Origin of the sequence: Pseudomonas sp. P97.38 (assembly GCF_001269745.1) — a bacterium.
GTDB classification, from domain to species: domain Bacteria; phylum Pseudomonadota; class Gammaproteobacteria; order Pseudomonadales; family Pseudomonadaceae; genus Aquipseudomonas; species Aquipseudomonas chlororaphis_E.
Genome location: NZ_LHVJ01000015.1, coordinates 539,371 through 564,913 on the forward strand (window position 1 = coordinate 539,371; position 25,543 = coordinate 564,913).

Below are 25,543 nucleotides of genomic sequence, written 5' to 3' on the forward strand. Positions count from 1 at the left end.
AGGCAACCCAAGGCCCCCCACAAGGGCGGCGCTTTTTTGCAGTTTGATAACCCAAGGATTCCCATGTCTGTACAGCACTCATCCACGGCCTATCGCGCATTCCTTTTCGACATGGATGGCACGCTGCTCAATTCCATTGCCGCCGCCGAGCGGATCTGGACCCGCTGGGCCCAACGTCACGGTGTGGACGTGGTCACGTTCCTGCCGACGATCCATGGCGTGCGCGCCATCGACACCATCGCCCGCCAGCACCTGCCGGGTGTGGACGCTGCGGCCGAGGCCGAGCAGATCACCCGGGAGGAAATCGAGGACGTCGTGGGCGTGGTGCCCGTGCCCGGTGCGCTGGCGTTCCTGCAAAGCCTGCCGCCGGCGCAATGGGCAATCGTCACCTCGGCGCCCATGGCCTTGGCCTTGCGCCGCATGGAAGCGGCCGGGATACCGCGTCCGGCGGTGATGGTCACCGCCGAAGACGTAAGCGATGGCAAGCCCGACCCTACCTGCTACCGACTGGCCGCAGAACGGCTCCAGGTGAAGCCAGGGGGGTGCCTGGTGTTCGAGGACGCCGAGGCCGGCATTCGCGCGGGCGAGGCGGCGGGAGCGGACGTGATGGTGGTGACGGCGACCCATACGCACCCGATGGACACTGTCCACGGGCAGATCCGCGACTATCGCGGGCTGGGCGTTCGCCTGGAGGACAACGGATCGATGCGCCTGAGCACCACCCCATAATCCACCCTTACGACCTCTGTGGGAGCGAGCTTGCTCGCGAAGACGGCGGGCCTGCTCGGGTTGATGCAGGGTTCAATGGCCTCTTCGCGAGCATGCTCGCTCCCACACAGGCAGGGTCATCGTTCCCACTGTTCGAGCAGGATCGAGACGAACTTTTCCGCCGCAGGTGACAGCGATGCCCCCCGTCGATACACCAGTCCCAGCGACCGGTTCACCACCGGTTCGATCAGCGGGACGCTGACCAGCGTGGGGTGATCCTCGGCCGGCATCGCCAGGCTCGGCATGGCCGAGACGCCGAGCCCGGCCTCCACCAGGCCCAGCGATGTCGACAGGTGCTGGACCTCATAGAACCACTGCGGGCGCCAGCTCAAGCCCGACAGCGCGTGGTCCAGCAGCATCCGGTTGCCGCTGAGGCGACCGACGCCGATAAGGCGGTAATGACTCAGTTCCGACCAGGTCACCGCGCTGCGCTTGGCCAATTCATGATCGCGGCGGCACGCCAGGACAAAGGGCTCGTTGACCAATGGCACGAACTCTATGTCGGGGTGCTGGCCGCTCATCATGTTGATACCGAAGTCGGCCTCGCCCCGCAGGACCGCCTCCAGCCCTTCGTTGGCGCTGAGATCCAGCAGGCGGATGCGAATCTGCGGATAGCGTTCGTTGTAGAGACGGATGACCGAAGGCAGGAAGTAGAAGGCCGCGGTCGGGATGCAGGCGAGGGTAACCCGGCCACTCTGCCGCTCGGCGAGTTCGCGGATGTTGAGAATCGAGTCGTCGAAGTCATCCAGCAGGCGCCGGGCCTTGGGCAAAAAGTCCCGGCCGACGCTGGTGAGGCTGACCCGTCTGGTGGTGCGGTCGAGCAGGGCGGTGCCCAAGCCTTCCTCGAGTTTTTTCATCCGGCGGCTTAACGCCGGCTGGGACAGGTGCAACGCATCGGCGGCCTCATGAAAGCTTCCCAGTTCGGCGATTTTTACGAAAGAACGAATGTCGTTGAGTTCATATTGCATCGTTTTGTCCCGCTGAAAGACTTGTTCGCGTGTGGGAGAATCGCCAACAGTCATGCATGAAATGAAATAATGGCGCTGATATTTGCATTGGAAACAATTTTTAAAGGCTGCGACTCTTGCAATCAAGACATCAATTGCTCCGATTGATCAACAAGAGTCTGTGTTATGCAACGAATTCCCTGTGTGTTGATGCGCGGTGGTACCTCCAAGGGCCCGGTGTTCCTTGCTTGGGATCTGCCCGTGGCGATCGAAGAGCGTGACGAGCTGCTGCTCAACCTGATGGGCTCCGGCCACGAGCTGGAGATCGACGGTATCGGCGGCGGCAGCCCGCAAACCAGCAAGGTCGCCATCGTCAGCCCCTCGCTTCATCCTGACGCCGATGTCGATTACCTGTTCGTCCAGGTGATGGTTTCCCAGCGGCGGGTCGACACGGCGCCCAACTGCGGCAACATGCTGTGCGCCGTCGGCCCGTTTGCCGTGGAGCAGGGGTTGGTGAAGGCGTCTCAGGAGCGTACCCAGGTGCGCATTCGCAACCTCAACACCGGCACGTTCGTGAACGCCGAAGTGCTGACACCCGGTGGGAAAGTCAGCTACGAAGGCGACACCGCCATCGACGGCGTCCCTGGCACGGCTGCGCCGGTGCAACTGACGTTCCTCGATGCGGCGGGCAGCAAGACCGGTAAGTTGTTCCCGACCGGGAGCAAACAGGACGTGATCGACGGTATCCCCGTGACCTGCATCGACATGGCCATGCCGATGATGATTGTCGAAGCGGGCCACTTGGGTAAGCGCGGCGACGAAAGCCCGGCTGAGCTGGATGCCGACAAGGAGTTCCTGCGCCGCCTGGAGTCCCTGCGCCTGCAAGCGGGTCTGGCGATGGGCCTGGGCGATGTCAGTGACAAGGTCATCCCCAAGCCGGTGCTGGTCTCGCCGGCCAAGGCGGGCGGCACCGTCCAGGTGCGCTACTTCATGCCACACAACTGCCATCGGGCGCTGGCGATCACGGGCTCCATTGGCCTGGCCACCGCTTGCGTCACCGAGGGCAGCGTGGTTGCGCAGTTGCTCGGCGAGGCCCGCGAGCCGCGCTTGAAGCACGTGCGCATTGAACACCCCAGTGGCGGTATCGACGTTGTATTGTCCTACACCGGCGCCCGGGGTGAGACGATTCGTGCCTCGGTGGTGCGGACGTCACGCAGGCTGTTTTCCGGTTATGTCTACGCCACGGCGCCTCAACGACTCGTCGGATAGCTTCCCTCGGTCGTTGCCGTTTCCTGCATCAGCACAATTCTAAAAATGGGTGATGCCATGAAAGTTGTAAAATCGCTCTACTTCCAGATTCTGCTCGCCGTGCTGTTGGGTGTGCTGGTCGGACATTTCTGGTCGCAGCAGGCGATCGCCCTGAAGCCGCTGGGGGATGCCTTCATCAAGTTGATCAAGATGATGATCGCGCCGGTGGTGTTCTGCACGATCGTCACCGGCATCGCCGGCATGAGCGATAAACGCTCCCTGGGTCGCTTGTTGAGCAAGACCATGCTGCTGTTCCTGGGCCTGACCGTGATCAGCCTGATCATCGGCCTGGTGGCGGTGTACCTGTTCAAGCCTGGCGTGGGCATGAACATCGACCCGACCCAACTGAGCACCAAGGGTCTGTCGCAGTACACCGATTCCGCCGCGAAGCTGGGCGTCGTCGAGTTTTTCATGCACATCATTCCCGACACGTTCCTCGGCGCCTTCAACAAGGGTGAAGTGCTGCCGGTGCTGTTCATCGCGGTGCTCTCGGGTTTTGCCTTGTCGGCCATCGGTGAACGCGGCAAGCCGGTACTGGACGTGCTGGAATCCGCCTCGCACATGGTGTTCAAGATTTTTTCCTACCTGATGCGCTTCGCCCCGATAGGTGCCTTCGGCGCGTTGGCGTTCACCGTTGGCCAATACGGCATCACCTCGCTGGGTTCCCTGGCCAAGCTGATCATGACGCTGTACATCGCCTGTGCGTTCTTCGTCATCGTGGTGCTGGGGGGCATCTGCCGGGCCCACGGGTTCAGTCTCTGGAAACTGCTGCGCTACTTGCGCGAAGAATTCCTGGTGGTGCTCGGGACGTCTTCCACCGAACCGGTCATGCCACGGATGCTGGAAAAACTGCAGGCGCTGGGGTGCAAGAAAGGCGTGGTCGGCCTGGTGCTGCCAACCGGGTACTCGTTCAACCTCGACGGCACGGCGATTTACCTGTCCCTGGCGGCGGTGTTCATTGCCCAGGCCTGCAACATCGACCTCACGCTCGGGCAGACCGTGACGATGCTCGCGATCATGCTGTTGTCCTCCAAGGGTGCCGCCGGCGTGACCGGTTCCGGTTTCGTCGCCCTGGCGTCGACCCTGACGGTGATCCACGACATTCCCTTGGCAGGCCTGGCCTTGCTGATCGGCATCGACCGCTTCATGTCGGAGGCCCGGGCCTTGACCAGCCTGGCCAGCAACGCGGTCGCCACGGTGGTCATCTCCATCAGCGAAAACGCCTGCGATCGCGACCGGTTGCTTAGCACGCTGGACGGCAAGCCGGGAGCCTCGGTCGGCCAGGTCCAGGCTCACACCTGGGAACAGCCGAAGGTCACCAAACCCGTCTAGCCGTTTCCGCTAGCCCTTTTCCCTGCCTCATAAAACTTCCGCCAGGCGCCGTTCATCGTGCCGCCTGGCGGGTTAGGGGCCGTGCGCCTTGGCGTCGGCCACGCTACTCATAAGAACAAGAGATCAAACCTATGCTCGCATTGCTTGGCTTGGCCATGGTGGTCGTCTTCACCGTTTTGATCATGACCAAACGGCTGTCACCGATTGTCGCCCTGACCGTGGTGCCCATCGTTTTCGCTGTCCTGGGTGGGTTTGGCGGCACCACCGGCAAGATGATGCTCGACGGCCTGAAAATGGTCGCTCCTTCGGCGGCGCTGCTGCTGTTCGCGATTCTGTTCTTCGGCCTGATGATCGACGCCGGCCTGTTCGATCCGCTGATCCGCAAGATCCTCAAGCGGGTCAACGGCGACCCGATGAAAATTGCCATCGGCACTGCGCTGCTTTCTCTGATGGTGGCCCTGGACGGCGATGGCACCACCACCTACATGATCACCTGCGCGGCCATGCTGCCGCTCTACAAGCGCATCGGCATGAACCCGATGATCCTGGCGACCATTGCCATGCTGTCGCTGAGCATCATGAGCGGCATGACGCCTTGGGGTGGGCCTGCCACCCGCGCCATCGCCGCGCTGGGCCTGGATGCCGGCGAATACTTCGTGCCCTTGCTGCCCACCATGATCGGCGGAGCGATGTGGGTGGTCTTCACCGCATTCCTGCTGGGGCGCGCCGAGCGCAAACGCATTGGCAATATCCAATTGGAGAGCGGCGGCGGTAACTGCTACATCAAGGCGATCCTCGAGGACACTCCTTACAAACGCCCGAAACTGGCCTACGTCAACCTGCTGCTGGTCATCGCGGTGATGGTGGCGTTGGTGATGGGGATCATGCATTCGGCGATCCTGTTCCTGATCGGCTTCGTGCTGACGCTGATGATCAACTACCCGCAGTTGGATATTCAGAAAGAACGCATCCTGGCCCATTCGGGCAATGCCATGACCGTCGTGCTGCTGGTGTTTGCGGCAGGCATCTTCGCTGGCATCTTCTCCGGCACCAAGATGGTCGATTCCCTGGCACAAACCCTGGTCGACTGGATCCCACCGTCCTGGGGCCACCTGTTCCCGCTGGTGGTGGCGATTACCAGCATGCCGTTGACCTTTGTGCTGTCCAACGACGCCTATTACTTCGGTGTGGTGCCGATCCTGGCGAATGCGGCGGCGGCCTATGGCATCGATCCGGTGGAAATCGCCCGAGCCTCGATCCTCGGCCAGCCGGTGCACCTGATGAGCCCGCTGGTGGCGTCGACCCTGTTGTTGGTCGGCATGGTCGACCGCGACATCGGCGACTTCCAGAAAGCCACCGTCAAGTGGGCCGTGCTGACCTCACTGGTCATTACCGCGCTGGCCCTGCTGACCGGAGCGATCAGCCTCTTCACCTGATTCACCCAACCCGCTGTTTTTCTGCGCGCCTGCCCGGTCAGGCGCGTGCTGTCCTGCACCCCGAATAACAACATTGAGTAGTGAGCCATGAGTACTTTGCATACCCAACGGGCGCTGTTTTCCCTTCTTGGCCTGTTGCCGCTGGCCAGCGCCAGCGCCGAAGGATTGATCGATGACAGCAAGCTCAAGCTGCAATTGCGCAACGTCTATTTCAATGAGAATTTCCGCGACGAACACGGCATGAGCGCGCGAGCGGCGAGGACGGCGAAAAGCGAGCGAACCGAATGGGCCCAGGGGTTCCTGCTGGACTACCAGTCAGGATTCACCCCCGGCCCCCTCGGTGTGGGTGTCGATGCCCTGGGGCTGCTCGGGGTCAAGCTGGATTCCGGTCGCGGCCGCAGCGGCACCGGCTTGTTGCCCGTGCATGACGATGGCCGCGCGGCTGACGAATTCGCCAGCCTCGGCCTGACGGCCAAAGCGCGCCTGGCCAAGACCACGATCAAGTACGGCACGCTGTTGCCGAAGACGCCGGTGCTGATCTACAACGATGCGCGGCTGTTGCCGCAGACCTACCGGGGCACCCAGGTCAGCAGCGTCGACATCCAGGACCTGACGCTCACCGGCGGCTACTTGGATCGATTCAAGTTGCGTGACTCCAGCGACAGCATGCCGATCGTCCCCGACGGCTACAGCGGCGACAAATCGGGCGACTTCAGCTACGCCGGCGCCGAATACAAGCTCGGGAAGAACGTTCGCCTGAGTTACTTCTACGGTGAGCTGGAAAACTTCTACCGACAGCACTTCGCCGGGATCCAGCACGACCTGCCCTTGGGTCGCGGCGTGCTGACCAGCGACCTGCGCTATTTCAACAGTGTCGACAGCGGTTCTGCCTACGGCGGCAAGGTCGACAACACGATGCTGAGCGGACAATTGTCCTATGCGATCGCAGGCCATACCGTGGGCGGCGGCTACCAGGTGCTCAATGGCGATGCTGGCTTGCCTTACATCAGCGGTGCCACGGTCTATTCGTTTAGCAACGCGGGCATCGGGAAGTTCATCGAAGAGGATGAAAAGACCTGGATGCTCAACTACGGCTACAACTTCGCCGCCCTCGGCGTCCCTGGCCTGACCTTTTCGACCCGCTACCTGAGTGGCAACGACGGCCATTCCGACACGGCGATCAAAGAGTGGGAGCGAGACGCCGAACTGGCTTATGTCGTGCAACAAGGCACCTTCAAGGGCCTGGGTGTGCGGTTGCGCAATTACGTCTACCGCGCCGACTACGCCCGTGGACGAGACAGCAACCGGATCTACTTCACCTACGACATTGCGCTCTGGTGAGTAGGAGGGCGGCCCGCGACGCCGGCGGGCCGTGATTGCGCTGTCATTCGGCCTCCCGCAACGCCCCTCGGATAAGCGAAGCGAATGCCTGCGTCACGTCATCCTTGTCATGCCGTCCTCGCACCAGGGCCCCCGCCAGCGCTTCGCCCGCGCCGACCAGCCCGGTGCAGCGACGCTCCAGCTCAACGGTTGCCAGCGCGGCGTGGGGCTTGAGCACGCTCGTGAACATCTGCACGCAGTTATCCAGCAGCTCCTGGAAAACCGCCGCCTTTTCGTCGCTGCCTGCCAGCGCCGCGCCCACGGCATAAAATTCGTCGGTGTTGTCAGCCGCGCACTGGATGTAGGCGCTGGCCAGCCGTTGGGCGGTGTCTTCCAGCGTCCGGGTGGAGCCGGTCATGGCGTCACGGAATGCATTGACCCGTTCGGTATCGATCCATTTATAGAGCTCGATCAGCAGGAGCGAACGGGTGCTGAAATGGTCGTAGACCACCGGTTTCGACACCCCCGCACGCACCGCCAGATGCCCCAGGGTCAGGCGGTCGGCGCCTTCCTCGCGCACGATCAGTAAGGCGGTGTCCAGCAACTGTCGCCGTCGTTCGGTCTTCGAAAGCCGGCGGGTGGAAGACGTGGCCGGGGGCTCGATGTCTGTTTGCACTTCGTCGCTCCAGGTGAAAAAACCTACCAATGGTAGGCGGTGAGGTGTAGGGTCATGGTTACTGGCCTACCAATGGTAGGTTTCGTTCCCAACGCTAGGAGAACATACCATGTCTATTGATCCTATTCTGTTTATGGGCGGCTCTGGCGCCATCGGCCATCATTCTGCTCAAGCATTGCGCGCGGCCCATCCCGGCGTACCGCTGCTGATCGGAGGGCGCGACCTGGGCAGGGCCCAGCGGGCCGCAGAGCAGATCGGCGGGGCCCAAGGCGTGCTGATCGACGCTGCTGCGGATGACCTGGGGCTCGGCGATCGTCCCGTGAGCGCGGTCGTGGTGTTCTACATGGATCACGCCCTCGCGGGGTTGCGCTTCGCCCAGCAACGGGGTGTGCCGCACCTGAGCATATCGTCCGGCATCTTCGAGATCGCCCCGGAAATCGCCACCTACATGCACAGGCCCGACGCCGCGCCCATCGTCCTCGGATACGAGTGGATGGCCGGTGCCACGACAGTGTCGACCTTGAGTGTCGCCGAGGCATTCAGTCGCGTACGCGACATCAGGATCAGCGCGTTGATCGATGAGCAGGACATCGGAGGCCCGACGGTGGCAACCGACTTCGAACACTTGAACAGGATGCTGCCGGCCGCACTGACACGGCGCGAAGGGGTGTACGTCTGGCGTGAAGGCGAGGAGGCCAAGGCACGTTTTCAAGCGGTGGACGGCAGGGCGATCGACGGCAGCGGTTTTTCGTCCATCGACGTCGTTGGTCTGGCGGCTGCCACGGGCGCAGCCGATGTGCAATTCAACATGGCCATCGGCACGAGTTCGACCCGTCACCAGGGCGGTCCGATGTCGACCGAAATCATCATCGAACTGGCGGGCGAGGATCAGCTGGGCAAGGCGCTGCGTACCCGGCATGCGCTCGTGCACCCGGCGGGCACTGCACCGCTGACCGGCCTCAGCGTGGCCTCACTCCTGGAACGGCTGCTGGGGCTCGATGGGCAACCACCTACTGCGCCCGGCCTCTATTTCCCTTATCAACTGCTGGACGCCGCGACGTACCGGCAGCGCCTGGAGAAGGAGGGCGCAACGCTGCGCGAGTTGCCCTTGTAACGGCTGTCTGGGGACGGGGCAGCCTGGAATCAACCTGACACCTTGAGGCCGCTTGCCGCCCCATGAAGCTGTCAGTGTTGCCTGATAGCGTGGGTTGGCGGCTAACGCTGCCCAGGGGCAATAGTACAGTTGGACTATTGCCGGACTGGGAGTGGTCTGGCCTGATGGAGCGCCCATCTCTCGACCTGAGAGGTCAGGACAAGGATATCCGTATGAGGACATCGGTGGTTGCGACCTTGATGTTGGCTGTCGCCCTGGGGCTGGGCGTTCCACCCGTGACGGCGGCAGAAGACAAGGCGTTCGACGTGGCGGCCTTGCCGTTATCAAAGGCGCCCTTGGGGGCTTTCCGTGCACGCTGAACCCAACAAGGAAACGTTCTTGAAAAACTCACCCGCCAAACAACCTGATCTGGATGCTGCCCACTTCAAGCGTACCTCGACGGCATCGTTCTGCTTCGCCCTTGCCGTTTGCGGCGCGGGAATCCCTGGCCTCGTCATGGCTGACGCGACAGCGACGTCGACCGATTCATCCTCGGCCGCGTGTGTGAACGAAGCAGACTTCCACGCCGGTACGGTGGTGGAGTCTGAAAGCCGTGACAACCTGTCGCCCGCGCTCAGCCGCAGCAAGACCGAGACGCTGGGGCCGCAAGCGTTTGCCGGAGCCACGCCGGTGGCTTCCTCACACACGTCATACCTGAACGATGCGCCGTTCTTCTTGACGACGACATTTGCCGAGGTCAGGGACGGCCAGCTGATTCGCTATGGCGATCGGCATGGCGCGGGCGCCTCGTTGGTGACCACCACCTACCACCCCGCAGCCGCCGTGCCGATCGATCTGCAACCCGGGCAGACGGTCGACGTTCGCTACAAGAGCCAGGCAGTCAGTGCCGGCGCAACGGTTGAGTATGAGGTCACGGAGCAACTGACCTACAGCGGCCGTGAGACCCTCACCACGGCACTCGGCACGTTCAACACCTGCAAGTTCACCAACCGGATTTCGGTGGGCTCGCCGGCGGGGGCACAATCTGCGCCGGTCGTCGTTCATAACTGGTTTCCTGCCGAGGGGCCTTATCGAGGACAATCGATCAGGGCTGTCACGCCCGCGGCCAATGGCGTGCCGGAGCGAATCACTGAAGTTGTAAAGATGCAGTATCGAGCGCAATGACATTGGCTTGCCCCAAGGCTCAATTATCTAACGCTCGCTTCATTGGATTAACAACGCTATTGGCCACGATCGGGTGTTGTGAACTGAACAACAACCGGTGAAAGGAATGCCCCCGGTCTGCGAAATGATAGGGAAAATAACGTGCGCAGATAATCAATTGGTCGGGACGACATGATGGCATTTTAAGTTCATGTCGTTTCACTAATTGAAAGTCTGACTAGTACAGGTGTGCTAGTTCAGGTGTTCTATATCTTAAGTCACAAGACTCGGACATCATCGGATCGTTTTTCTATTCGAATGGATGTCGTGTGTTGTGTGATATGAGTTGCCGAATTATCGTGGCAGATGAGCATCCGCTGTTTCGCGAAGGCCTGATGGTATTGCTTGAACGTTTGATACCCGCTGCAATGATCGAGCAAGCAGGTAACCTGGAAGAAGTGCGAACGTTGATCGCGCAAGAGCGCCCCGTCGATACATTAATTCTTGAAATTCGTCTTCCTGGATTAAACGCCATTAGTGAGCTGGCTCAACTGCGTCAGGAGTTGAGGCATGTCAAATTAATAGTGGTGTCGACCATTGATGACGGCGATGTCGTTGGCCAAGTCATGGATGCCGGCGCAGATGGGTTCGTCGGCAAGAGCCTCTCTTCGGAAGAAGTGGGCAAGGCCATCGTCGATATCCTGAAAGGCAAAGTGTTGGTCAAGTACGAATCTTCCAGCCTGCTGCCACTGGATCTGAACGATGATATGAGCCGACTGACCTCCCGGCAGAGGGAAGTCTGGCGGCTGATCGCCCAAGGCAAGACCAACAAGCAGATCGCCGCGCTGCTTGAAATCTCGCCTTTCACGGTGCGAATCCACGTTTCGTCCCTTATCCGTGTGTTGAACGTTCCCAACCGGGCGGTGGCCGCCGCCCGTTATGCCGGGCGCCAGACGCAGGACGCTTCGCCTTAGCCGAGGCGGCAGGCCTTGAGACGTCTTTGGCGCCCCCAAGCCCGGGGCCGCTACCGGTCAACTGACTAGGGGCGAATCGGGCTCCCGTCCTGGCGATCCATGAGCTTGACCAGTTCGAGCAAGACACCGCGCAGCTCCGGCGGGCGCACGGGCTTGGCCATCACCGAGATGTTCAGGTTGTGCAGCGACTGGCGTATCCGCTCGATCTCATGCCCGGTGATGACCAGCGCCGGGACTTCCCAGCCGCGCTGCTCGCGTATGGCGGCGATGCATTCTGAGCCGGAGACTTTCGTCCCGAGGTCAAAGTCGGCAATGATGATGTCGCAGTCACTGGTCAGCCCCTCGCCATCGCTGTGGCTTTCCACCAGGCAGCCCCATTTCTCCAGCAGCGCCGAGGTCGCCATCAGGACGTTGGCGTCATCCTCCACCAGGCAGACCCGCAACCCATTCAGGCGCTCATGGAAGGGGGTCGCCCTGGGCGTGTTCGGGGTCTTGGGCGTGGCGGGCTCCAGGCCGCCGATGGTCACCCTGGTGCCTTGTCCCACCCGGGAACGGATGTGGATGTCGACATCGAGCAATTGGCTGATCCGCTTGACGATGGACAGGCCCAGGCCGAGGCCTTCGACGTCCTTGTCGCGGACATGGCGCACGCGATAGAACTCGTCGAACACGTGGGCCAGGTGCTCGCTGGCGATGCCGCGCCCCTTGTCGTAGATGACCACCGCCAGGCGGCTGGCCTGGCGTCGCACGCCGATCAATACGGGCTGGCCGGGGGCATATTTGAGGGCATTGGACAAGACGTTCTGGACCATCGTCGTGAGCAGCCCGGGATTCACCGCGACCCAGTAAGGGCAGGGGCGCAACCGCAACTCGACGCCCGCCCAGCGCGCGGCTTCGGTGTTCTGCTTGACGACATCCTGCAACAACGCCCCAGGTGGACGGTGTCCGCCTGGGGCACCAACTTACCGTGATCCAGGGTGTAGATGTCCAGGATCGAACGAAACAGCTGCGACACGGTATGCAATGAGCGGTCGATGTTATCGACCAGGCGCAGCTCTTCCAGGCCCAGTTTGGCGTCGCGCAGGCAAGCGGTGAACAGGCCGATCGAGTGGATCGGCTGGCGCAGGTCATGGCTGGCCTGGGCCAGGAATCGGGATTTTTCCTGGTTGGCTGTGATCGCTTCCTCCGAGGCGATGCGCGTGCGCTTGAGCAGGATGTGCGCATAGGCGGGTACCACGATGGTGGTTACGATCAACATCAGGAACATGTACGGCTGGGTGCGCCAGAAGGCGTTGAGCCAGAAAATCAACACCAGGGTCAACAGCGCGATGGCCGTGGCGAGCGCCAGGTAGCGGGAGCCGAAGCGCATGCCGTTGCCCAGGGTCACCCAGAGCAGTGCCGCATAGATAGGCAAGGCGCCTTCGCCGCCCAGCACCATGGCGAAGGCAATGCCGGCGTAATCGTGCAGCATCGTGAAAAGGCGCCGCCAGAAGAAGTGCCCCGGCCAGTGCTTGATGATCATGCGCAGGAAGATCGAGACGACGAAAAACGTCGAGATGTAGATGATGATGGGGATGTAGCGCGCATTCCCTCCGCCATCCAGTCCCTCCAGGACGACGATGTACAACCAGGCGCAGGCGCTGACGACCAGGCGGAGCGTGGCTTGGTCGAGTTCGCTGTTTTTTTCCATTGGCCTTGATCCCCTCATGAACATCGACAGGTGCGTTCGGCGATGCTCGGCATTATGGTTTAGCCATGGTCGATGCAGGTAGGCGCACGGGGGCCGCGGATGGACAGCCGGCGTCATGACCCGGACTGGTCGGGGGAGGCTGGCGAGTGGTTCGGCTGCCAGGTGTGCAGTTGGAGACGGCAGGTTCGCGGTCCCCAACGTTCGATGAGGGTGCTGACGGATACCGATCGTTCGGGGGCTGGGCCCGAACAGGTCACTCCTTAATAGACCCGGTAGTACTTCACGACATCGTCGATGAAGTAGATGATCAAGGTCGAACCTTGGCTTTGGCTCTGTGGCTTCTTGTTGCCGGTCACGCTGGTGACATCATTGGCCACGCCTTGGGCTTTCGAGAGCTGCGCCGAGGTGTCGTACATTTTCAAGCTGGTTTCGGTGGAAACGTATTTATGGGCCAGCTTCATGTACTTATCCAGGCCCTCTTCGCTCTTTTCGTATGTCCAGTTCGACTCGTTGCTGGTACTGGTCGAGTTGAGCTCTTCACTGCTCGGAGCGCCAAACATTTGATTGATCTGATTTTTTGTTGTCTTGCCCGGCGTGATCTTTTGCTTGAGGTAAGCAATGTCATATTTATTAGCGCCCGAGTTCAAGGAATTCATCGAACTCATCAAGTCACCGGTGTTGGCACAACCGTGGAGGGCGCCGACCAACACGCACAGGGCTATTCCGTTTTTTAATGTTTTTCCATACGTGAGGGACATAATACTTACCTTAGTGATTGCCAGCCTTTCCATTTCAACCGGGTAGGCGTTCAAGTTACGCCAGGCGTGCGAACCTGGCATCGATTGTGATTAATCGAATTTGCCCGACATAACGTTCTAATCGCGCAGCACCGTGCGCCACGATCATCAGTGCGTTGATTGGTTTTTATACGCGGTTGACTGTTTGGCAGCGCGTTGCGGAGCCTTTACAGCTTAGGGGGGGAGATAGGCCTGGCGCCATAGTACAAGTGTGCTATGAGCGAGGGAGGGGGAGAGAAATCAATATCCAGGCCAGGCGTCTTTCTCGCTTGAAGTTGCATGGCCATTAAAATGCTAGTTATCAGGTTATGGTGTGAGTCACCGTGAGTATGCTGGCGATCAAAGACAAGGCGTGTTGGCGTCGCGCCGGTATCTTCGTCTTGCCGCGGCGCTGCTGTCCGTGGAACAACCTTCAAGCGAGACGGCCGATGGCGCGCGCCAGATTGGCCCGTGCCTGCTGCTCGAACGCCTCGAAGTACACCGCGTTGGTATAGATGCGCTCGCGCGTCAGGAATCCTTCCAGGACCTGGCGCCGCTTCCGGCGGTATAAAAACGAGGGCACATGGCGGTATTCGCGCCGCACTTGTTGGTCGTATTCCTCGAAGCGCTCGAACGGGGCGCCAAGGATCGCCAGGTCCGTGTCCACCAGCACCGCTTCGTCGATCGTCGCCGGGGCGCCGTCGTGTCGCGTCACCATGATCAGGTCATGAAGCCTGCGTCGGGTGGCTTCGTCCAGACCGCTATCGCGTGCCACCGTGTCCAGCCACTGCGCGCTGCGCAGTTCGTTGTCGTGGCGAAGAGGGTCATAGATCGCGTCGTGGAACCACAAGGCGAGGTCGACCTCGGCAGGGGACTGACAGGCCGCGTCCACGCAATGGCGCACTTGAAGGCATTCCTCCAGATGCTGGCAACTGTGGTACGCGCGGTGCGGTTCGCGGTAGTGGCGAATGAGCGCTTCGTGCGTCTGGCGCGACGCGCATTCGACCCCAAGCTGCGCCCAGACACGGGCCCAGGCGGCAAAACCCAAACGCTCGGACACGTCGGGCTCGGCGCTTGCCTGACCAGAAGTCGATGGCGGCTTCAATCCAGTGTCACCAGGGATTTTACGACGGCGATGATGCCGTCGATCTCAAAAGGTTTGGCGACGACACGGGCAAACAGATCGGCACGCTCCAACCCCAGGTGAGCCTGTGCACCGCTCATCAATATGATCGGTATGGCGGTGAGGTGCGCTCTGTTTTTAACGGACTCGGCAAACTCGATCCCGGTCATGGCCGGCATCATGAAGTCCGTGATGATCAAGTCCGGCCGTTCCCTTTCCAGGATTTCCAGCGCCTTGACCGCGCTACCCGCGGTAATCGCAGCAAACCCTTCGTCCTCAAGGGCAAAGCTGAGGATGTCGGCGATCAAATACTCATCATCGATAATCAGGATCGTCTTCATTTTTCAACCACGCGCCAAGGCCACCCTCGAAACCTGGAGCGAAACACATGCGTTGATCGCCAGCTCGTTGCCACTCGCATTTTTCAGACCTTTCTGACGACGATTCCGGCATTGCCCATGACCACCTCAAGCAACGAGAGGTCATAGGGGTTATCCCTGATCTTGAGAATCGAGAGTTGCCGTTGAAGTTCAGTACCGTTGCGTCCGAACTGGATGAGTAACAGGTTATCCATCACGCTGGAAAGTTCGGGCACTGCCAGGACGAACTGATCACTGAACATGCGCTGGATTTCCCACGACGCGATGACCGTCACCCCGCGAGAGCGCAATTCGCCCAGCACGGCGGTGAAGACTTCGAGCACGCGTGTTTGATCGACGGCGACCCTGCCCATGGCCACCAGGCTGTCGAGGAACACACGCCTGATTCGCTTCTGCTCGACGAGGGCGAGCAGTTCGTACGCCACGCGGTCGATCAGGCCCGTCGAAGCGGAGTTCCACACCAGGTGCAATGCCCCGGTTTCTTCCATCCCGGCAAAATCGTGGCCGAGCGCCCTGGCCTTCATGCGCATGCGTTGCGGAGATTCGTGGAAGCCAAAATACAGGCCGGGCTCCTGGGGGGTGGAGCCGGCCAGGAACTGCGCGCCGACGGAGGTTTTGCCCGCACCGGACGGGCCCATGATCAGCGTGACCGACGACGTCATCAGCCCACCGCCGATCTGCGTGTCCAGCGATGGGATTCCGCTGCTGATCATCTCCATGTGGTCGCTGTCCCTGAGGGCGGGGTGGGTCAGGACACTTTCGATGCGAGGGTAGATGGTGATGCCTTTCTCGGTGATCTCGAATTCGTGGGGACCGGTGATCGCGCCGCTGCCACGGGTCTTGCGCAGTTTTATCCGGCGAACGGATTTGCAGTCGATGATCTCTTCGCCCATTTCGATGACACCGTCGACCATGGTGTGTTCGGGGCTGCCATCGTCGAGCTGGGAACTGGTGAGGAACAGTACGGTGCAGCCGGCAAAGGCCGCATGCCCTTGCAGCTCGGAGATGAACTGCTTGGTGTCCAATGGCGTTTCCGCTTTCGAGCGGGCGTTGAGCAAGCCATCGAGGATCAGCAGGCTGGATTTCTGCCGGCTGATTTCCCGGCGCAACAGCTTGACCACTTCGTCCAGCCCTTCGTTTTCCAGCGTATCGAACGCGCTGACGAACTGGATGTTCTGATTGACCTCTTCCTTTTTGTAGAAGGTCAGCGTGGACAGGAACTGGAAGAGCCGGTCATGGGGTTCGGCCAGCAACGTGGCGAAAAGCACGCGGCCGCCATGGTCGATATGGTTGAAGCCGATCTGGTTTGCCAGGATGGTCTTGCCCGACCCTGGCCGCCCTTGAATGATGTAGGACGAGCCGGCGATGAGGCCTCCCTTCAACAGCGTATCGAGGCCATCAATCCCGCTCTCAAGGCGTTTAAGCTGTTTCAACTCTGGTCCCTCTGCGCTGATCTTCATCGAGATTCGGATGGTGCGCCGCTCATTCACGGCACGTCTCGCATGCAAAGGTTGTAGTGTAACCCTGCCACACGGTTTTACGGCTCAATGTTTATGGATATGCATGGAGACTGCCGGGACTGTGAAGAGTTCGCGGAAAGCGAGGGGAGGTTTCAACGGGCAGGTTCGGAAAAAACGTCGATCGCGCTCACCTTGCCGTGCATCACGTGCGGGGCCCTGCACACCTGGGCGCCGAAGGCCAGGCCGACGCCCAGCAGCGGCAGGCGTCCCTGGAAGTGATTGATCACCTCGATATAGCCGACGTCGGCCGGATGCCCGGGGCCAGGGCCCAGCACGCAGAAATCCGGGGAGAACGCCTCGATAACAAGAAAACGCCTGTGCGCACAGCTGTGTAATCGCTCAGCTGAGTGTTTGTAACTTCAGTCACTAACGTAGCGGCCGTCCTACTCCAGGTACCTCGCCCAGACCGTCAAGGTGATGAGCGACCTGGCCGGCATCAGATCTGCTCCAGCAACCAGCTACGGAACGCCCGCAGCGACGGCAGCATTTCGTTGCGGGGCGGGTAGGTCAGGTAATAGCTGCGGCGGCTGGCGACCGGCAGGTCAAGGCTGATCAGTTCGGCGTTGGCCAGCTCATCGGCCACCAGGATGCGCGGTACCAGGCCGATGCCGATGTCCGCCTTCACCGCCTGGATCAGGTGAGAGGTGAGTTCGAAGCTGGGGCCCAGGCGCATCATGCGGTGGGGCAGGTTGTAATGGCTGAACCAGTCGCCCCAGACGGTGGGGTTGTTCGCCACGTTGAGCAGCATCTGTTCGCTGATCCGCTGTGGGGTCCACGTCTCATGGGCCTTGGCCGCTTGCGCGGAAATGACCACGGTCAGTTCTTCGGCGTGCAGGCGATGGCTGATCAGGCCGGGCATGTCGGCATGGCCGACGACGATGGCGGCATCGATGTCGCTGGTGTCGAAGTCGATGGCATCGATCCGGGAGTTGATGTGCACCAGGATGCCGGGGTGAGTCTTGTAGAACGCATGCAGCCGCGGCAGCAGCCACTTCGAACCGAACGTCGGCAATGTCGCCAGGCGCAAGGTGCCACTGCCGGACTGATACGCCATCGCCTGCAACGTCGCGCTACGGATGCGCCCGAGCGCTTCACTCATTTCCCGCTGGTACAGGCGTCCGACGTCGGTCAGCCGGACCTGCCGGCCTTCACGACGAAACAGCGTCAGCCCCAATTGTTCTTCCAGGGCCTGCACCTGCCGGCTGACGGCGCTCTGGGTCAGCGACAGCTCCACGGCGGCGCGGGTATAGCTTTCATGCCGGGCCGCGGCTTCAAATGCCAGCAGCAGCGACATGGACGGTGTGAGGTGACGGTAATTCATTCGTAAAATTCATCGATAGCGGCAGGATTATCCGTTTGTCCAGCCGTAGAGCCTGAGGGAACATTGGCTAAAATGCCGGTCCGAGCCTGACCGATTCATGCGCCGGCGACAAGTATGACCTGATGAGACCCTTAAGAGGCCATTAAATGATCGCCCAATTGCCGGCCGTTGCCCCTGCGGCCCATTACCCGGAATTTCTCGAGGCCCTGCGCGCCAGCGGCTTTCGTGGCCACCTGAGTGCCGACTACGCCACCCGTACCGTGCTGGCGACCGACAACTCGATCTACCAGCGCCTGCCGCAAGCCGCGGTCTTTCCCCTTGACGCCGATGACGTCGCGCGCATTGCCCGGCTGATGGCCGAACCGCGCTTTCGCCAGATCAAACTGACGCCACGAGGGGGAGGCACTGGTACCAACGGCCAGTCCCTCACCGACGGCCTCGTGGTCGACCTGTCGCGGCACATGAACACCATCCTTGAGATCAACGTGGCCGAGCGCTGGGTGCGGGTGCAGGCGGGCGTGGTCAAGGACCAGCTCAACGCTGCGCTCAAGCCCCATGGGTTGTTCTTCGCCCCGGAGCTGTCCACCTCCAACCGCGCCACCGTGGGCGGTATGATCAACACCGATGCCAGCGGCCAGGGCAGCTGCACCTACGGCAAGACCCGCGATCATGTGCTGGAACTGCACAGCGTGCTGCTCGGCGGTGAGCGCCTGCACAGCCAGCCGCTGTCCGACGCCGAGCTGACGCAGGCCTGCGCCGAGCCCGGGCGCATCGGCGAGGTGTACCGCACCGCGCGGCAGATCCACGACACCCAGGCCGACTTGATCGAGTCGGTGTTCCCCAAGCTCAACCGCTGCCTGACCGGTTACGACCTGGCGCACCTGCGCGATGAGCAGGGGCGTTTCAACCTCAACAGCGTACTGTGCGGCGCCGAAGGCTCGCTGGGTTTCGTGGTCGAGGCCAAGCTCAACGTGCTGCCGATTCCCCACTATTCGGTGCTGGTGAACGTGCGCTACGGCAGCTTCATGGACGCCCTGCGCGATGCCAATGCGTTGCTGGCCCACGAGCCGCTGTCGATCGAAACCGTGGATTCGCGGGTGCTGATGCTGGCGATGAAGGACATCGTCTGGCACAGCGTCGCCGAATACTTTCCGGCAGACGCCGAGCGCCCGACCCTGGGCATCAACCTGGTGGAATTCAGCGGCGACGACGCTGCCCAGGTGAATGCTCGCGTGGCGGCGTTCGTGGAGCACCTGCAAAGCGACAAGACCATCGAGCGCCTGGGCCATACGCTGGCCGAAGGCGCCGCGGCGGTGAACCGCGTCTATGCCATGCGCAAGCGCTCGGTGGGCTTGCTGGGCAACGTCGAGGGCGAGGTTCGCCCGCAACCGTTCGTGGAGGACACGGCGGTCCCGCCGGAGCGGCTCGCCGACTACATCGCCGAGTTCCGCGCATTGCTTGACAGCCACGGCTTGAGCTACGGCATGTTCGGCCACGTCGACGCCGGGGTGCTGCACGTACGCCCGGCCCTGGACATGAAGGACCCGGCCCAGGCCGCGCTGGTCAAGCCGATTTCCGATGCCGTGGCCGAACTCACCCAACGCTACGGTGGCTTGCTGTGGGGTGAGCATGGCAAGGGCCTGCGCTCGGAATACGTACCGGCGTTCTTTGGCGAGCTGTACCCGGCGTTGCAATCGCTCAAGGGCGCATTCGACCCCCACAACCAGTTCAACCCCGGCAAGATCTGCACGCCGCCGGACGCCAGCGAAGGCCTGCTCAAGGTCAACGAAGTGACCCTGCGCGGTGAACTGGATCGGCAAATCGACGAGCGCGTGTGGCAAAGCTACGGCACCGCCATGCACTGCAATGGCAACGGTGCCTGCTACAGCTTCGACCCCGACGACGCCATGTGCCCGTCGTGGAAAGCCACCCGCGAACGCCAGCACTCGCCCAAGGGCCGGGCGTCGTTGATGCGCGAGTGGTTGCGCCTGCAAGGCGCGGCCAATGTCGATGTACTGGAGGCGGCACGTGACGGAGCGTCCTGGCTCAAAGGCTTGCCGACGCGGTTGCGCAACAACCGTGCGCGGTCACAGGGCGAGGCGGATTTCTCCCATGAGGTCTACGACGCCATGGCCGGCTGCCTGGCCTGCAAATCCTGCGCTGGGCAGTGCCCGGTCAAGGTCAACGTGCCGGAGTTTCGCTCGCGCTTCCTGCAGCTCTACCATGGCCGCTACCAACGGCCGCTGCGCGACTACCTCATCGGCTCGCTGGAATTCACCATCCCCTACATGGCCTACGCACCGGGCCTGTACAACGCGGTGATGGGTTCCAAATGGCTGAGCCGGCTGCTCGCGAACCAGGTCGGCATGGTCGACAGCCCGCTGATCAGTCGCTACAACCTCCAGGCCACCTTGACCCGCTGCAAGGTCGCCGTCGCCAGCGTGCCTGCCCTGCGTGAGTTGAGCGCCGCACAACGTGAGCGCAGCGTGGTGCTGGTGCAGGACGCCTTCACCCGCTACTTCGAAACACCGCTGCTGGCGGCCTTCATCGAGCTGGCTCACCGCTTGGGCTACCGGGTTTTCCTTGCACCCTACAGCGCCAATGGCAAACCGTTGCACGTGCAGGGTTTCCTCGGTGCCTTCAACCAGGCGGCGATCCGCAACGCCACCCAGCTCCAGGCCCTTGCCGACTGCGCAGTGCCCCTGGTGGGCCTCGACCCGGCCATGACCCTGGTCTATCGCCAGGAATACCAGAAGGTGCCGGGGCTCGACGCGTGCCCGAAGGTCTTGTTGCCCCAGGAATGGCTCGTCGATGCGGTGGCGCCGCAGACGGCGCCTGTGGCGCGCACGTTCCGCTTGCTCGCACACTGCACGGAAAAGACCAATGCACCCGCCAGCACGGCCCAATGGCAGACCGTGTTCGCCCAGTTGGGGCTCAAGCTGGTGACCGAGGCGACCGGCTGCTGCGGCATGTCCGGCACCTACGGGCATGAGGTTCGCAACCAGGACAGCTCGCGAACCATTTTCGAGCAGTCCTGGGCCGATAAGCTGGACAAGGAAGACGAAGCCTTGGCCACGGGCTATTCCTGCCGCAGCCAGGTGAAGCGCCTGGCGGACAAGCAGCTGCGTCACCCGCTGGAGGTGGTCTTGGAGCAGGTGTTGGCCGGGCAGGCGCAGAAGGCTGGCTGAGTCCGGTGGGCTCAGACGGGGGGCTATTCTCTGGCTGGGCCTGCGCTTTCGCCAGTTGGCTCGTTCCTACCGGTGGCAGCGCTCCTATTGACTCATGATCGCCACCCGCCGACCGGCCATGTAGCACAACGTTCCGCCCAACGCGGTCAAGGCGCAGAGGGCGTAGAACATGGTCGGCGCCGGGGTGTGCATCAACAGGAAGCCACAGATCACCGGGCTCAAGGCGCCGCCGAGCGCCGCGAGGTTCTGCGCGCCGTAGTAGCTGCCGCGCAGCGCTTCCGGGGCCAGGGTGTCGACGAATAGGAACTCCGCCGGGTAGATGATCATTTCGCCGAGGGTGAAGATGAACATCGCCACACACCAACTCACCCAGCCATCGGCCAGGCTGAAACCGATCAGGCCGAGGATGAACAGGCTGGTGCCGGCGGCGATCCAGTGGCGCAATTGCTCGCGCTTGAGGAACCGGCCGATCTGGTACTGCAGCAGGATCACGCTGATGGCGTTGCAGGCGAGCAGCGCCGCCATGGTTTCCAGGGCGCGCTTGGCGTCGTGGGTCACCAACAGGTATTGCGACAGGTACAGCGTGAAGCGTCCGTGGACCACGGTGCTGAACAGGCAGCCGCAGGTGAACATGATCAAGGTGCGGTCGTTTTTCAGCGTCGTCAGGGTCCTGAGAAAGCTCTGGGGTTGGCCGATGGCGGGCACCTGCACGGCGTCTTTGGCGATGCCACTCATCAGCAAAATGCTGAGGAACGCGATGCCGCCGGCGATCAGGAAGGGCGCTGTCGGGTATACCCCGGCAATCACTACACCGAGCATCGGGCCCGTGGCGTAGCCGATGTTGGTCAAGGTGTAGCGCAGCGAAAACGCCTTGGCCCGCTGGCCCATCGGCAGGTGCTCGCTGAGAATCGCCTTCGAGCCGATCAGGAACAGCGCCGAGGCGGTTTCAGTGACCACCAGCGTGGCGGTGGTCAGGTAGAGGTTGTTGGCGAACGTCAGCAAGACGAAACCGATGCCGCTGGAGAGCATGGCCAGAATCAGCAGCCGGCGCTTCTCCAGCCGGTCGATGATGTAGCCGCCGTAGAGCGCCAGCAAGGTGGCGATGAACACCGCGATGCCCAGCAGCAGGCCGACGTCCTGTTGGTCGAGGCCGAGCTTGGTGCTCAGGAACAGCGTGAGCAGCGGGCTGGTGATGGCGCGGCTGACGACGATGGTCAGCGAGCAAATCATCAACCGGCGAATGACGAGGGAGTAAGTGGCCACGGTGAGGCAAATGTCCTTATTCAGGTTCGGTGGTGGGCGAGGGTAATCGTATCGTTGCCCCTGTTCATGTCAGGCCGCGATCCAGTGCCGCCACCGATTCCAGCGTCTCGACCTGGCGCAGTTGCGCCAACAGCGCCTGTGCGTGTCGCGGTGCCAACGCCCGTCCAGCCAGGCTGAAGAATTTCTCCTCCAGGGCCTCATCGCTCAGCGGGTTGCCCGGTGCGCCCAATGGGATGTCGACGCACAGGCTCGCCTGTCGGCCGTCCGCGGCTCGCACCGTCACGACGGGCTCACCATCCTCGGACAGCAATGGGTCCACTTCCAGTCGAATGCGAGACATCCAGTGGGCGATGCGGGGGTCGCTGCGCCGGGCATCGTCGTAGGCTTCCAGCCGACAATGGCCCAGCACCAGTCGTGCGGCGAGGGCGTAGCGCAGGCTCATCTGCGCCGCGGCCAGGCTGGCGACGGCATGCCCGCCGCACATGTCCTGGAGCAACCCGCACAGGGAAATGTGGATGTCGTCGACCTGCTCGGCGCTGATCTGCAAGTGCGTCAGCAGCAGGCCCAGCGCATCGATCGCCGAATGCGTGCCGCGGCAGGCGGCGTAAGGCTTGATCGAGCAACGGGCGAGTTTCCAGACCTGGCCGAGGTCTTGATCCAGCGCCTCGGGCGCGGCGGTTTCGGCGGCCAGGGTCTTGAGAAACCCGCCCCACACATCCTCGAACAGTTGGCTCGGCCCGGTGATGCCTTGCTGGGCGAACCGCGCGGCCAGCAGGCCACCTTCGGCGGCGCGACCGCTGTGCAGCTTCTTGCTTTGGGAGCCGTCATGGATGAACGCCCAGAGTCCGCCGCTGAAACTGCCCGCGATGCCCAGGGCCGACAGGGTCTGCGTGGTGTCGAGGCCGAGTATCCGCGCACTGGCGGCCGCTGCGCCAAACACGCCGCAGGTGGCCGTGGAATGCCAGCCGGCGCCGTTGTGTGCCGAGTAACTGCCACAGGCTTCCAGCACCCGGCGGCCGATTTCGTAGCCAATGACCACGGCGACGATGAAGGTTTGTCCATCCACCTCTCGGCCCGCCATTGACACCGCGGCCATCACTGCCGGGAGCACGACGGCGCCGGAGTGATCGCAGCCGCCGGTGTCGTCCAGTTCCAGCGCATGGGCGGCGATGCCATTGAGCATGGCCGCTTGGGCGGCGCCGACGCGTGTGTCGGTGCCCCACACCGGCGTGTGACCACGCTCGCCCGCAAACACGGCCCGTGCCTGCCGCGCCACTTCGCTGCCTGCCCCGGCGAGACTGGCCCCGAACGTGTCGATGATGTGGCGTTTGGCCTGGGTCACCAGGGCGGGGGGCAGATCCTCGAAGCGAGTCTCGACGCAGAATCGCGCCAGGCGTTGCAGGGCCGTTGTGTGACCTGGAGTGGATGCGTTCATACCCCGTAATCCCGATAGTGACGTTCGTACACCGCCGCCGGGTGATCTTCCGTCAACGGCACCTGGGCGTCGGCCCACCACCGCGCGACTTCACCGGCGGTGGTGATCCACACGTCCTGATGTTGCTGGATGCCTTCCAGCAATTCACGCAACACGCCGATGCGCCCCGGGGTGGCGATGACCTCCGGGTGCACGCGCAGTACGTAACAGAGGCCGAAGCGGTGAAAACCGGCGAAGTCCATCTGCAGGTTGCCCAGCGTGTGACTGTAGGAGGCGATCCGTGATTGCGCCGGTGGCACGGCCGGGCTGAGGTTGAAGGCGAAGTACGGTTCGTCTTCGAGCTCGTAGTGCAGTGGCAGCTCGATCACCTCGGGGGCTGTCTGGTGAGCGAACGGCAAGTCATCGCCCCGCCAGGACGAAGACCAGCGGATGCCCTGGTCGCGCAACGCTTCGCTGAACCCTGGCGCGCCATTTCCCGCTGGAATCCGAAACCCCACCGGGCGCTGGCCGGTCAGCGAGGCGAGGGCGTCGCACCCTTTGCCGATGTCGGCGCTTTGCTCGGCCAGGGACAGGTTGTCGTAGTCCTGGTGGCGATAGCCGGCGCAGGCGATCTCATGGCCGCCGGCCTGGATCGCCTTGACATGCCCGGGGTTCTCTTCGGCGACGATGCCCGGAATGCACCAACTGCTGGCGATCCCAAGTTCTGCCAGCAACGCCAGCAGCCGGTCGACGCCGCGCTGGCTGCCATAGCGCCAGACCGACAGGGTCTTGTCGCGCCCAGCGACCTCGGGCGCCTGGGTGAGGATGCCGTGGATGTCGTTGTAGTCGACGGTCACTACCACCGCGCAGCGATAGCCCTCGGGCCAGAGACGGGAATCAACCATGGTGATGCTCCTTCAGCCACCACTGGGCGACATCGCAGCAGGTGGCGAACCACACGTCATCGCGCTGGCGCATGTGTTCGAAGAGTTTTTCCAGCAAGAGGATGCGTCCTGGCTTGCCGATGATCTTGGGGTGCAACAGGGTGGTCAGGCACAGACCTTCGTCCATGGCCCCGTCGTATTCGCGGCACCAGTTGTCCAGGGTCAGTGCGTAACTGGCGGTGCGGTCCAGCCCTGAAGGAAAGTTCGGTGCGCGGGTGTAGGCCAGGGATGCATAGTCGTCCATTTCCCAGCGGCCGGGAATTTCCACCAGGGGCGTGTCGAAACCCGGCACGTTAACCAGGTAAGGTCGGTCATCGCCGCGCATGCTGCTGGAATAGGTCACGCCGGCCTCTACCAACACGCCCGGGGTTTCGGCACGCCAATCGCCGGAGGGGGTGCGAAAGCCTTCGGCGCGGATATTCAGGTGCTTGTGGAACACCTCGCGGGAGCGCTTCATCACGTCCTTCTGCTGGTCCAGCGTCAGGGCGTAGAAGGACTCGTGCTTGTAGCCGTGGTACGCCACTTCGTGGCCGCGCTCGACGATCGCCTGGCATTGCCTGGGCCAGTTCTCCACGACCCAGGCCGGGACGAAGAACGTCGTCGGGATCTGGAAGGCGTCGAGCAGGTCGAGGATGCGCGGCAGCGCACGGTAAGGGCCGTAGCCACCGAAGCCGAAGTACTCGGGCTTGCGCCAGATCGAACCGTCGAGCATGGCATCGCCCGTCGGGCCGTCCAGGTCGAACGCCAGGGCCAGGCAAGCCTTGTAAGGCGTGGGCCAGAGGGGGCGGGATGAGGAGGACATCGTTACGCTCCAACCATTCATGGGTAAACACCGCAGGGTCCGATTTAGGAGCGAGCCTGCTCGCTCCTAAATCGGTTCCTGGGTGGATGCAGAACCTACAGATA

General features: G+C 62.3%; 21 protein-coding genes and 2 pseudogenes. 10 read left to right on the plus strand and 13 right to left on the minus strand.

All coding sequences use genetic code 11. The features are described from left to right. Positions 1–63 precede the first annotated feature (63 nt). Complete coding sequence (locus AD664_RS12680; protein WP_053146959.1) at positions 64–729, plus strand: HAD-IA family hydrolase; 666 nt, start codon at positions 64–66, stop codon at positions 727–729. 116 nt (positions 730–845) lie between these two features. Here AD664_RS12680 and AD664_RS12685 read toward each other — a convergent pair whose 3' ends face one another. Further along, positions 846–1,736: a LysR family transcriptional regulator gene (locus tag AD664_RS12685; RefSeq protein ID WP_042732875.1), complete on the minus strand. Its 891-nt coding sequence runs from the start codon at positions 1,734–1,736 to the stop codon at positions 846–848. A 165-nt stretch (positions 1,737–1,901) separates the two neighbouring features. Between AD664_RS12685 and AD664_RS12690 the strand changes: the two genes are divergently transcribed. The 4 genes from AD664_RS12690 (at position 1,902) to AD664_RS12705 (ending at position 7,132) form a co-directional block, all read left to right on the plus strand. Then, on the plus strand, positions 1,902–2,984 hold the full coding sequence (locus tag AD664_RS12690) for a 4-oxalomesaconate tautomerase (protein ID WP_053146961.1): 1,083 nt from the start codon (positions 1,902–1,904) through the stop codon (positions 2,982–2,984). Positions 2,985–3,029: 45 nt separating this feature from the next. Continuing rightward, positions 3,030–4,355 (plus strand): C4-dicarboxylate transporter DctA, encoded by a 1,326-nt coding sequence (gene dctA / locus AD664_RS12695; RefSeq protein ID WP_053146963.1) that lies wholly within the window; start codon positions 3,030–3,032, stop codon positions 4,353–4,355. 131 nt (positions 4,356–4,486) lie between these two features. Next, a complete protein-coding gene (locus tag AD664_RS12700) occupies positions 4,487–5,791 on the plus strand; it encodes a CitMHS family transporter (protein WP_053146965.1) in 1,305 nt (434 codons plus the stop codon). 87 nt (positions 5,792–5,878) lie between these two features. After that, positions 5,879–7,132, plus strand: coding sequence for an OprD family porin (locus AD664_RS12705; protein ID WP_053146968.1), 1,254 nt, complete (start codon positions 5,879–5,881; stop codon positions 7,130–7,132). A gap of 43 nt (positions 7,133–7,175) precedes the next feature. Here the strand turns inward: AD664_RS12705 and AD664_RS12710 are convergent, their stop codons facing one another. Next, on the minus strand, positions 7,176–7,787 hold the full coding sequence (locus AD664_RS12710) for a TetR/AcrR family transcriptional regulator (RefSeq protein ID WP_256207099.1): 612 nt from the start codon (positions 7,785–7,787) through the stop codon (positions 7,176–7,178). A 109-nt stretch (positions 7,788–7,896) separates the two neighbouring features. Between AD664_RS12710 and AD664_RS12715 the strand changes: the two genes are divergently transcribed. From AD664_RS12715 to AD664_RS12730, 4 genes are all read left to right on the plus strand, one after another. Further along, positions 7,897–8,901, plus strand: coding sequence for a hypothetical protein (locus AD664_RS12715; protein WP_053146969.1), 1,005 nt, complete (start codon positions 7,897–7,899; stop codon positions 8,899–8,901). A gap of 212 nt (positions 8,902–9,113) precedes the next feature. Continuing rightward, on the plus strand, positions 9,114–9,260 hold the full coding sequence (locus tag AD664_RS27515; RefSeq protein WP_157061565.1) for a hypothetical protein: 147 nt from the start codon (positions 9,114–9,116) through the stop codon (positions 9,258–9,260). Between the two features lie 19 nt (positions 9,261–9,279). Then, positions 9,280–10,065 carry a hypothetical protein gene (locus tag AD664_RS12725; protein WP_053146973.1) on the plus strand — a complete coding sequence of 262 codons (786 nt, stop codon included), beginning with the start codon at positions 9,280–9,282 and terminating at the stop codon, positions 10,063–10,065. 320 nt (positions 10,066–10,385) lie between these two features. Then, complete coding sequence (locus AD664_RS12730) at positions 10,386–11,018, plus strand: response regulator transcription factor (protein WP_053146975.1); 633 nt, start codon at positions 10,386–10,388, stop codon at positions 11,016–11,018. A gap of 65 nt (positions 11,019–11,083) precedes the next feature. On the opposite strand, the pseudogene AD664_RS12735 reads toward AD664_RS12730, so the two are convergent. The 7 genes and pseudogenes from AD664_RS12735 to AD664_RS12765 form a co-directional block, all read right to left on the minus strand. Beyond that, positions 11,084–12,708 (minus strand): annotated as a pseudogene (locus AD664_RS12735) (hybrid sensor histidine kinase/response regulator). Between the two features lie 260 nt (positions 12,709–12,968). Beyond that, positions 12,969–13,466, minus strand: a complete 498-nt coding sequence (locus AD664_RS12740) for a hypothetical protein (RefSeq protein WP_080922032.1) — start codon at positions 13,464–13,466, stop codon at positions 12,969–12,971. Between the two features lie 451 nt (positions 13,467–13,917). Beyond that, complete coding sequence (locus AD664_RS12745; RefSeq protein ID WP_157061566.1) at positions 13,918–14,589, minus strand: hypothetical protein; 672 nt, start codon at positions 14,587–14,589, stop codon at positions 13,918–13,920. Further along, the gene (locus tag AD664_RS12750) at positions 14,586–14,948 is read right to left on the minus strand and encodes a response regulator (protein ID WP_053146979.1); all 363 of its coding nucleotides are present in this window, start codon (positions 14,946–14,948) and stop codon (positions 14,586–14,588) included. The genes AD664_RS12745 and AD664_RS12750 overlap by 4 nt, the downstream gene beginning before the upstream one ends. A gap of 83 nt (positions 14,949–15,031) precedes the next feature. Next, entirely contained in the window at positions 15,032–16,447 is a 1,416-nt protein-coding gene (locus AD664_RS12755) for an ATPase domain-containing protein (protein ID WP_053146981.1), read from the minus strand. Between the two features lie 179 nt (positions 16,448–16,626). Next, a pseudogene (locus AD664_RS12760) lies at positions 16,627–16,809 on the minus strand (aminodeoxychorismate/anthranilate synthase component II); the annotation flags it as partial. Between the two features lie 134 nt (positions 16,810–16,943). After that, positions 16,944–17,828 carry a LysR substrate-binding domain-containing protein gene (locus AD664_RS12765; RefSeq protein ID WP_053146983.1) on the minus strand — a complete coding sequence of 295 codons (885 nt, stop codon included), beginning with the start codon at positions 17,826–17,828 and terminating at the stop codon, positions 16,944–16,946. 146 nt (positions 17,829–17,974) lie between these two features. Between AD664_RS12765 and AD664_RS12770 the strand changes: the two genes are divergently transcribed. Then, positions 17,975–21,016 carry an FAD-binding and (Fe-S)-binding domain-containing protein gene (locus tag AD664_RS12770; protein WP_053146985.1) on the plus strand — a complete coding sequence of 1,014 codons (3,042 nt, stop codon included), beginning with the start codon at positions 17,975–17,977 and terminating at the stop codon, positions 21,014–21,016. A gap of 84 nt (positions 21,017–21,100) precedes the next feature. Here AD664_RS12770 and AD664_RS12775 read toward each other — a convergent pair whose 3' ends face one another. The 4 genes from AD664_RS12775 to AD664_RS12790 all read right to left on the minus strand — a co-directional run bounded on the left by AD664_RS12775 (position 21,101) and on the right by AD664_RS12790 (position 25,439). After that, positions 21,101–22,279 (minus strand): MFS transporter, encoded by a 1,179-nt coding sequence (locus AD664_RS12775; protein ID WP_053146987.1) that lies wholly within the window; start codon positions 22,277–22,279, stop codon positions 21,101–21,103. 64 nt (positions 22,280–22,343) lie between these two features. Continuing rightward, the gene (locus AD664_RS12780; RefSeq protein WP_053146988.1) at positions 22,344–23,714 is read right to left on the minus strand and encodes an MmgE/PrpD family protein; all 1,371 of its coding nucleotides are present in this window, start codon (positions 23,712–23,714) and stop codon (positions 22,344–22,346) included. Continuing rightward, a complete protein-coding gene (locus tag AD664_RS12785) occupies positions 23,711–24,598 on the minus strand; it encodes a polysaccharide deacetylase (RefSeq protein WP_053146990.1) in 888 nt (295 codons plus the stop codon). Before AD664_RS12785 ends, AD664_RS12780 begins: the two co-directional genes overlap by 4 nt. Further along, positions 24,591–25,439, minus strand: coding sequence for a polysaccharide deacetylase (locus AD664_RS12790; RefSeq protein WP_053146992.1), 849 nt, complete (start codon positions 25,437–25,439; stop codon positions 24,591–24,593). The genes AD664_RS12785 and AD664_RS12790 overlap by 8 nt, the downstream gene beginning before the upstream one ends. Positions 25,440–25,543 lie beyond the last annotated feature (104 nt).

Bases quoted from the DNA above. Each gene is read 5' to 3' on its own strand.
- dctA (WP_053146963.1), top strand. From the start codon at position 3,030: ATGGGTGATGCCATGAAAGTTGTAAAATCGCTCTACTTCCAGATTCTG.
- AD664_RS12715 (WP_053146969.1), top strand. From the start codon at position 7,897: ATGTCTATTGATCCTATTCTGTTTATGGGCGGCTCTGGCGCCATCGGC.
- AD664_RS12685 (WP_042732875.1), bottom strand. From the start codon at position 1,736: ATGCAATATGAACTCAACGACATTCGTTCTTTCGTAAAAATCGCCGAA.
- AD664_RS27515 (WP_157061565.1), top strand. From the start codon at position 9,114: ATGAGGACATCGGTGGTTGCGACCTTGATGTTGGCTGTCGCCCTGGGG.
- AD664_RS12740 (WP_080922032.1), bottom strand. From the start codon at position 13,466: ATGTCCCTCACGTATGGAAAAACATTAAAAAACGGAATAGCCCTGTGC.
- AD664_RS12770 (WP_053146985.1), top strand. From the start codon at position 17,975: ATGATCGCCCAATTGCCGGCCGTTGCCCCTGCGGCCCATTACCCGGAA.
- AD664_RS12690 (WP_053146961.1), top strand. From the start codon at position 1,902: ATGCAACGAATTCCCTGTGTGTTGATGCGCGGTGGTACCTCCAAGGGC.
- AD664_RS12750 (WP_053146979.1), bottom strand. From the start codon at position 14,948: ATGAAGACGATCCTGATTATCGATGATGAGTATTTGATCGCCGACATC.
- AD664_RS12755 (WP_053146981.1), bottom strand. From the start codon at position 16,447: ATGAAGATCAGCGCAGAGGGACCAGAGTTGAAACAGCTTAAACGCCTT.
- AD664_RS12765 (WP_053146983.1), bottom strand. From the start codon at position 17,828: ATGAATTACCGTCACCTCACACCGTCCATGTCGCTGCTGCTGGCATTT.
- AD664_RS12790 (WP_053146992.1), bottom strand. From the start codon at position 25,439: ATGTCCTCCTCATCCCGCCCCCTCTGGCCCACGCCTTACAAGGCTTGC.
- AD664_RS12785 (WP_053146990.1), bottom strand. From the start codon at position 24,598: ATGGTTGATTCCCGTCTCTGGCCCGAGGGCTATCGCTGCGCGGTGGTA.
- AD664_RS12780 (WP_053146988.1), bottom strand. From the start codon at position 23,714: ATGAACGCATCCACTCCAGGTCACACAACGGCCCTGCAACGCCTGGCG.
- AD664_RS12730 (WP_053146975.1), top strand. From the start codon at position 10,386: ATGAGTTGCCGAATTATCGTGGCAGATGAGCATCCGCTGTTTCGCGAA.
- AD664_RS12680 (WP_053146959.1), top strand. From the start codon at position 64: ATGTCTGTACAGCACTCATCCACGGCCTATCGCGCATTCCTTTTCGAC.
- AD664_RS12705 (WP_053146968.1), top strand. From the start codon at position 5,879: ATGAGTACTTTGCATACCCAACGGGCGCTGTTTTCCCTTCTTGGCCTG.
- AD664_RS12700 (WP_053146965.1), top strand. From the start codon at position 4,487: ATGCTCGCATTGCTTGGCTTGGCCATGGTGGTCGTCTTCACCGTTTTG.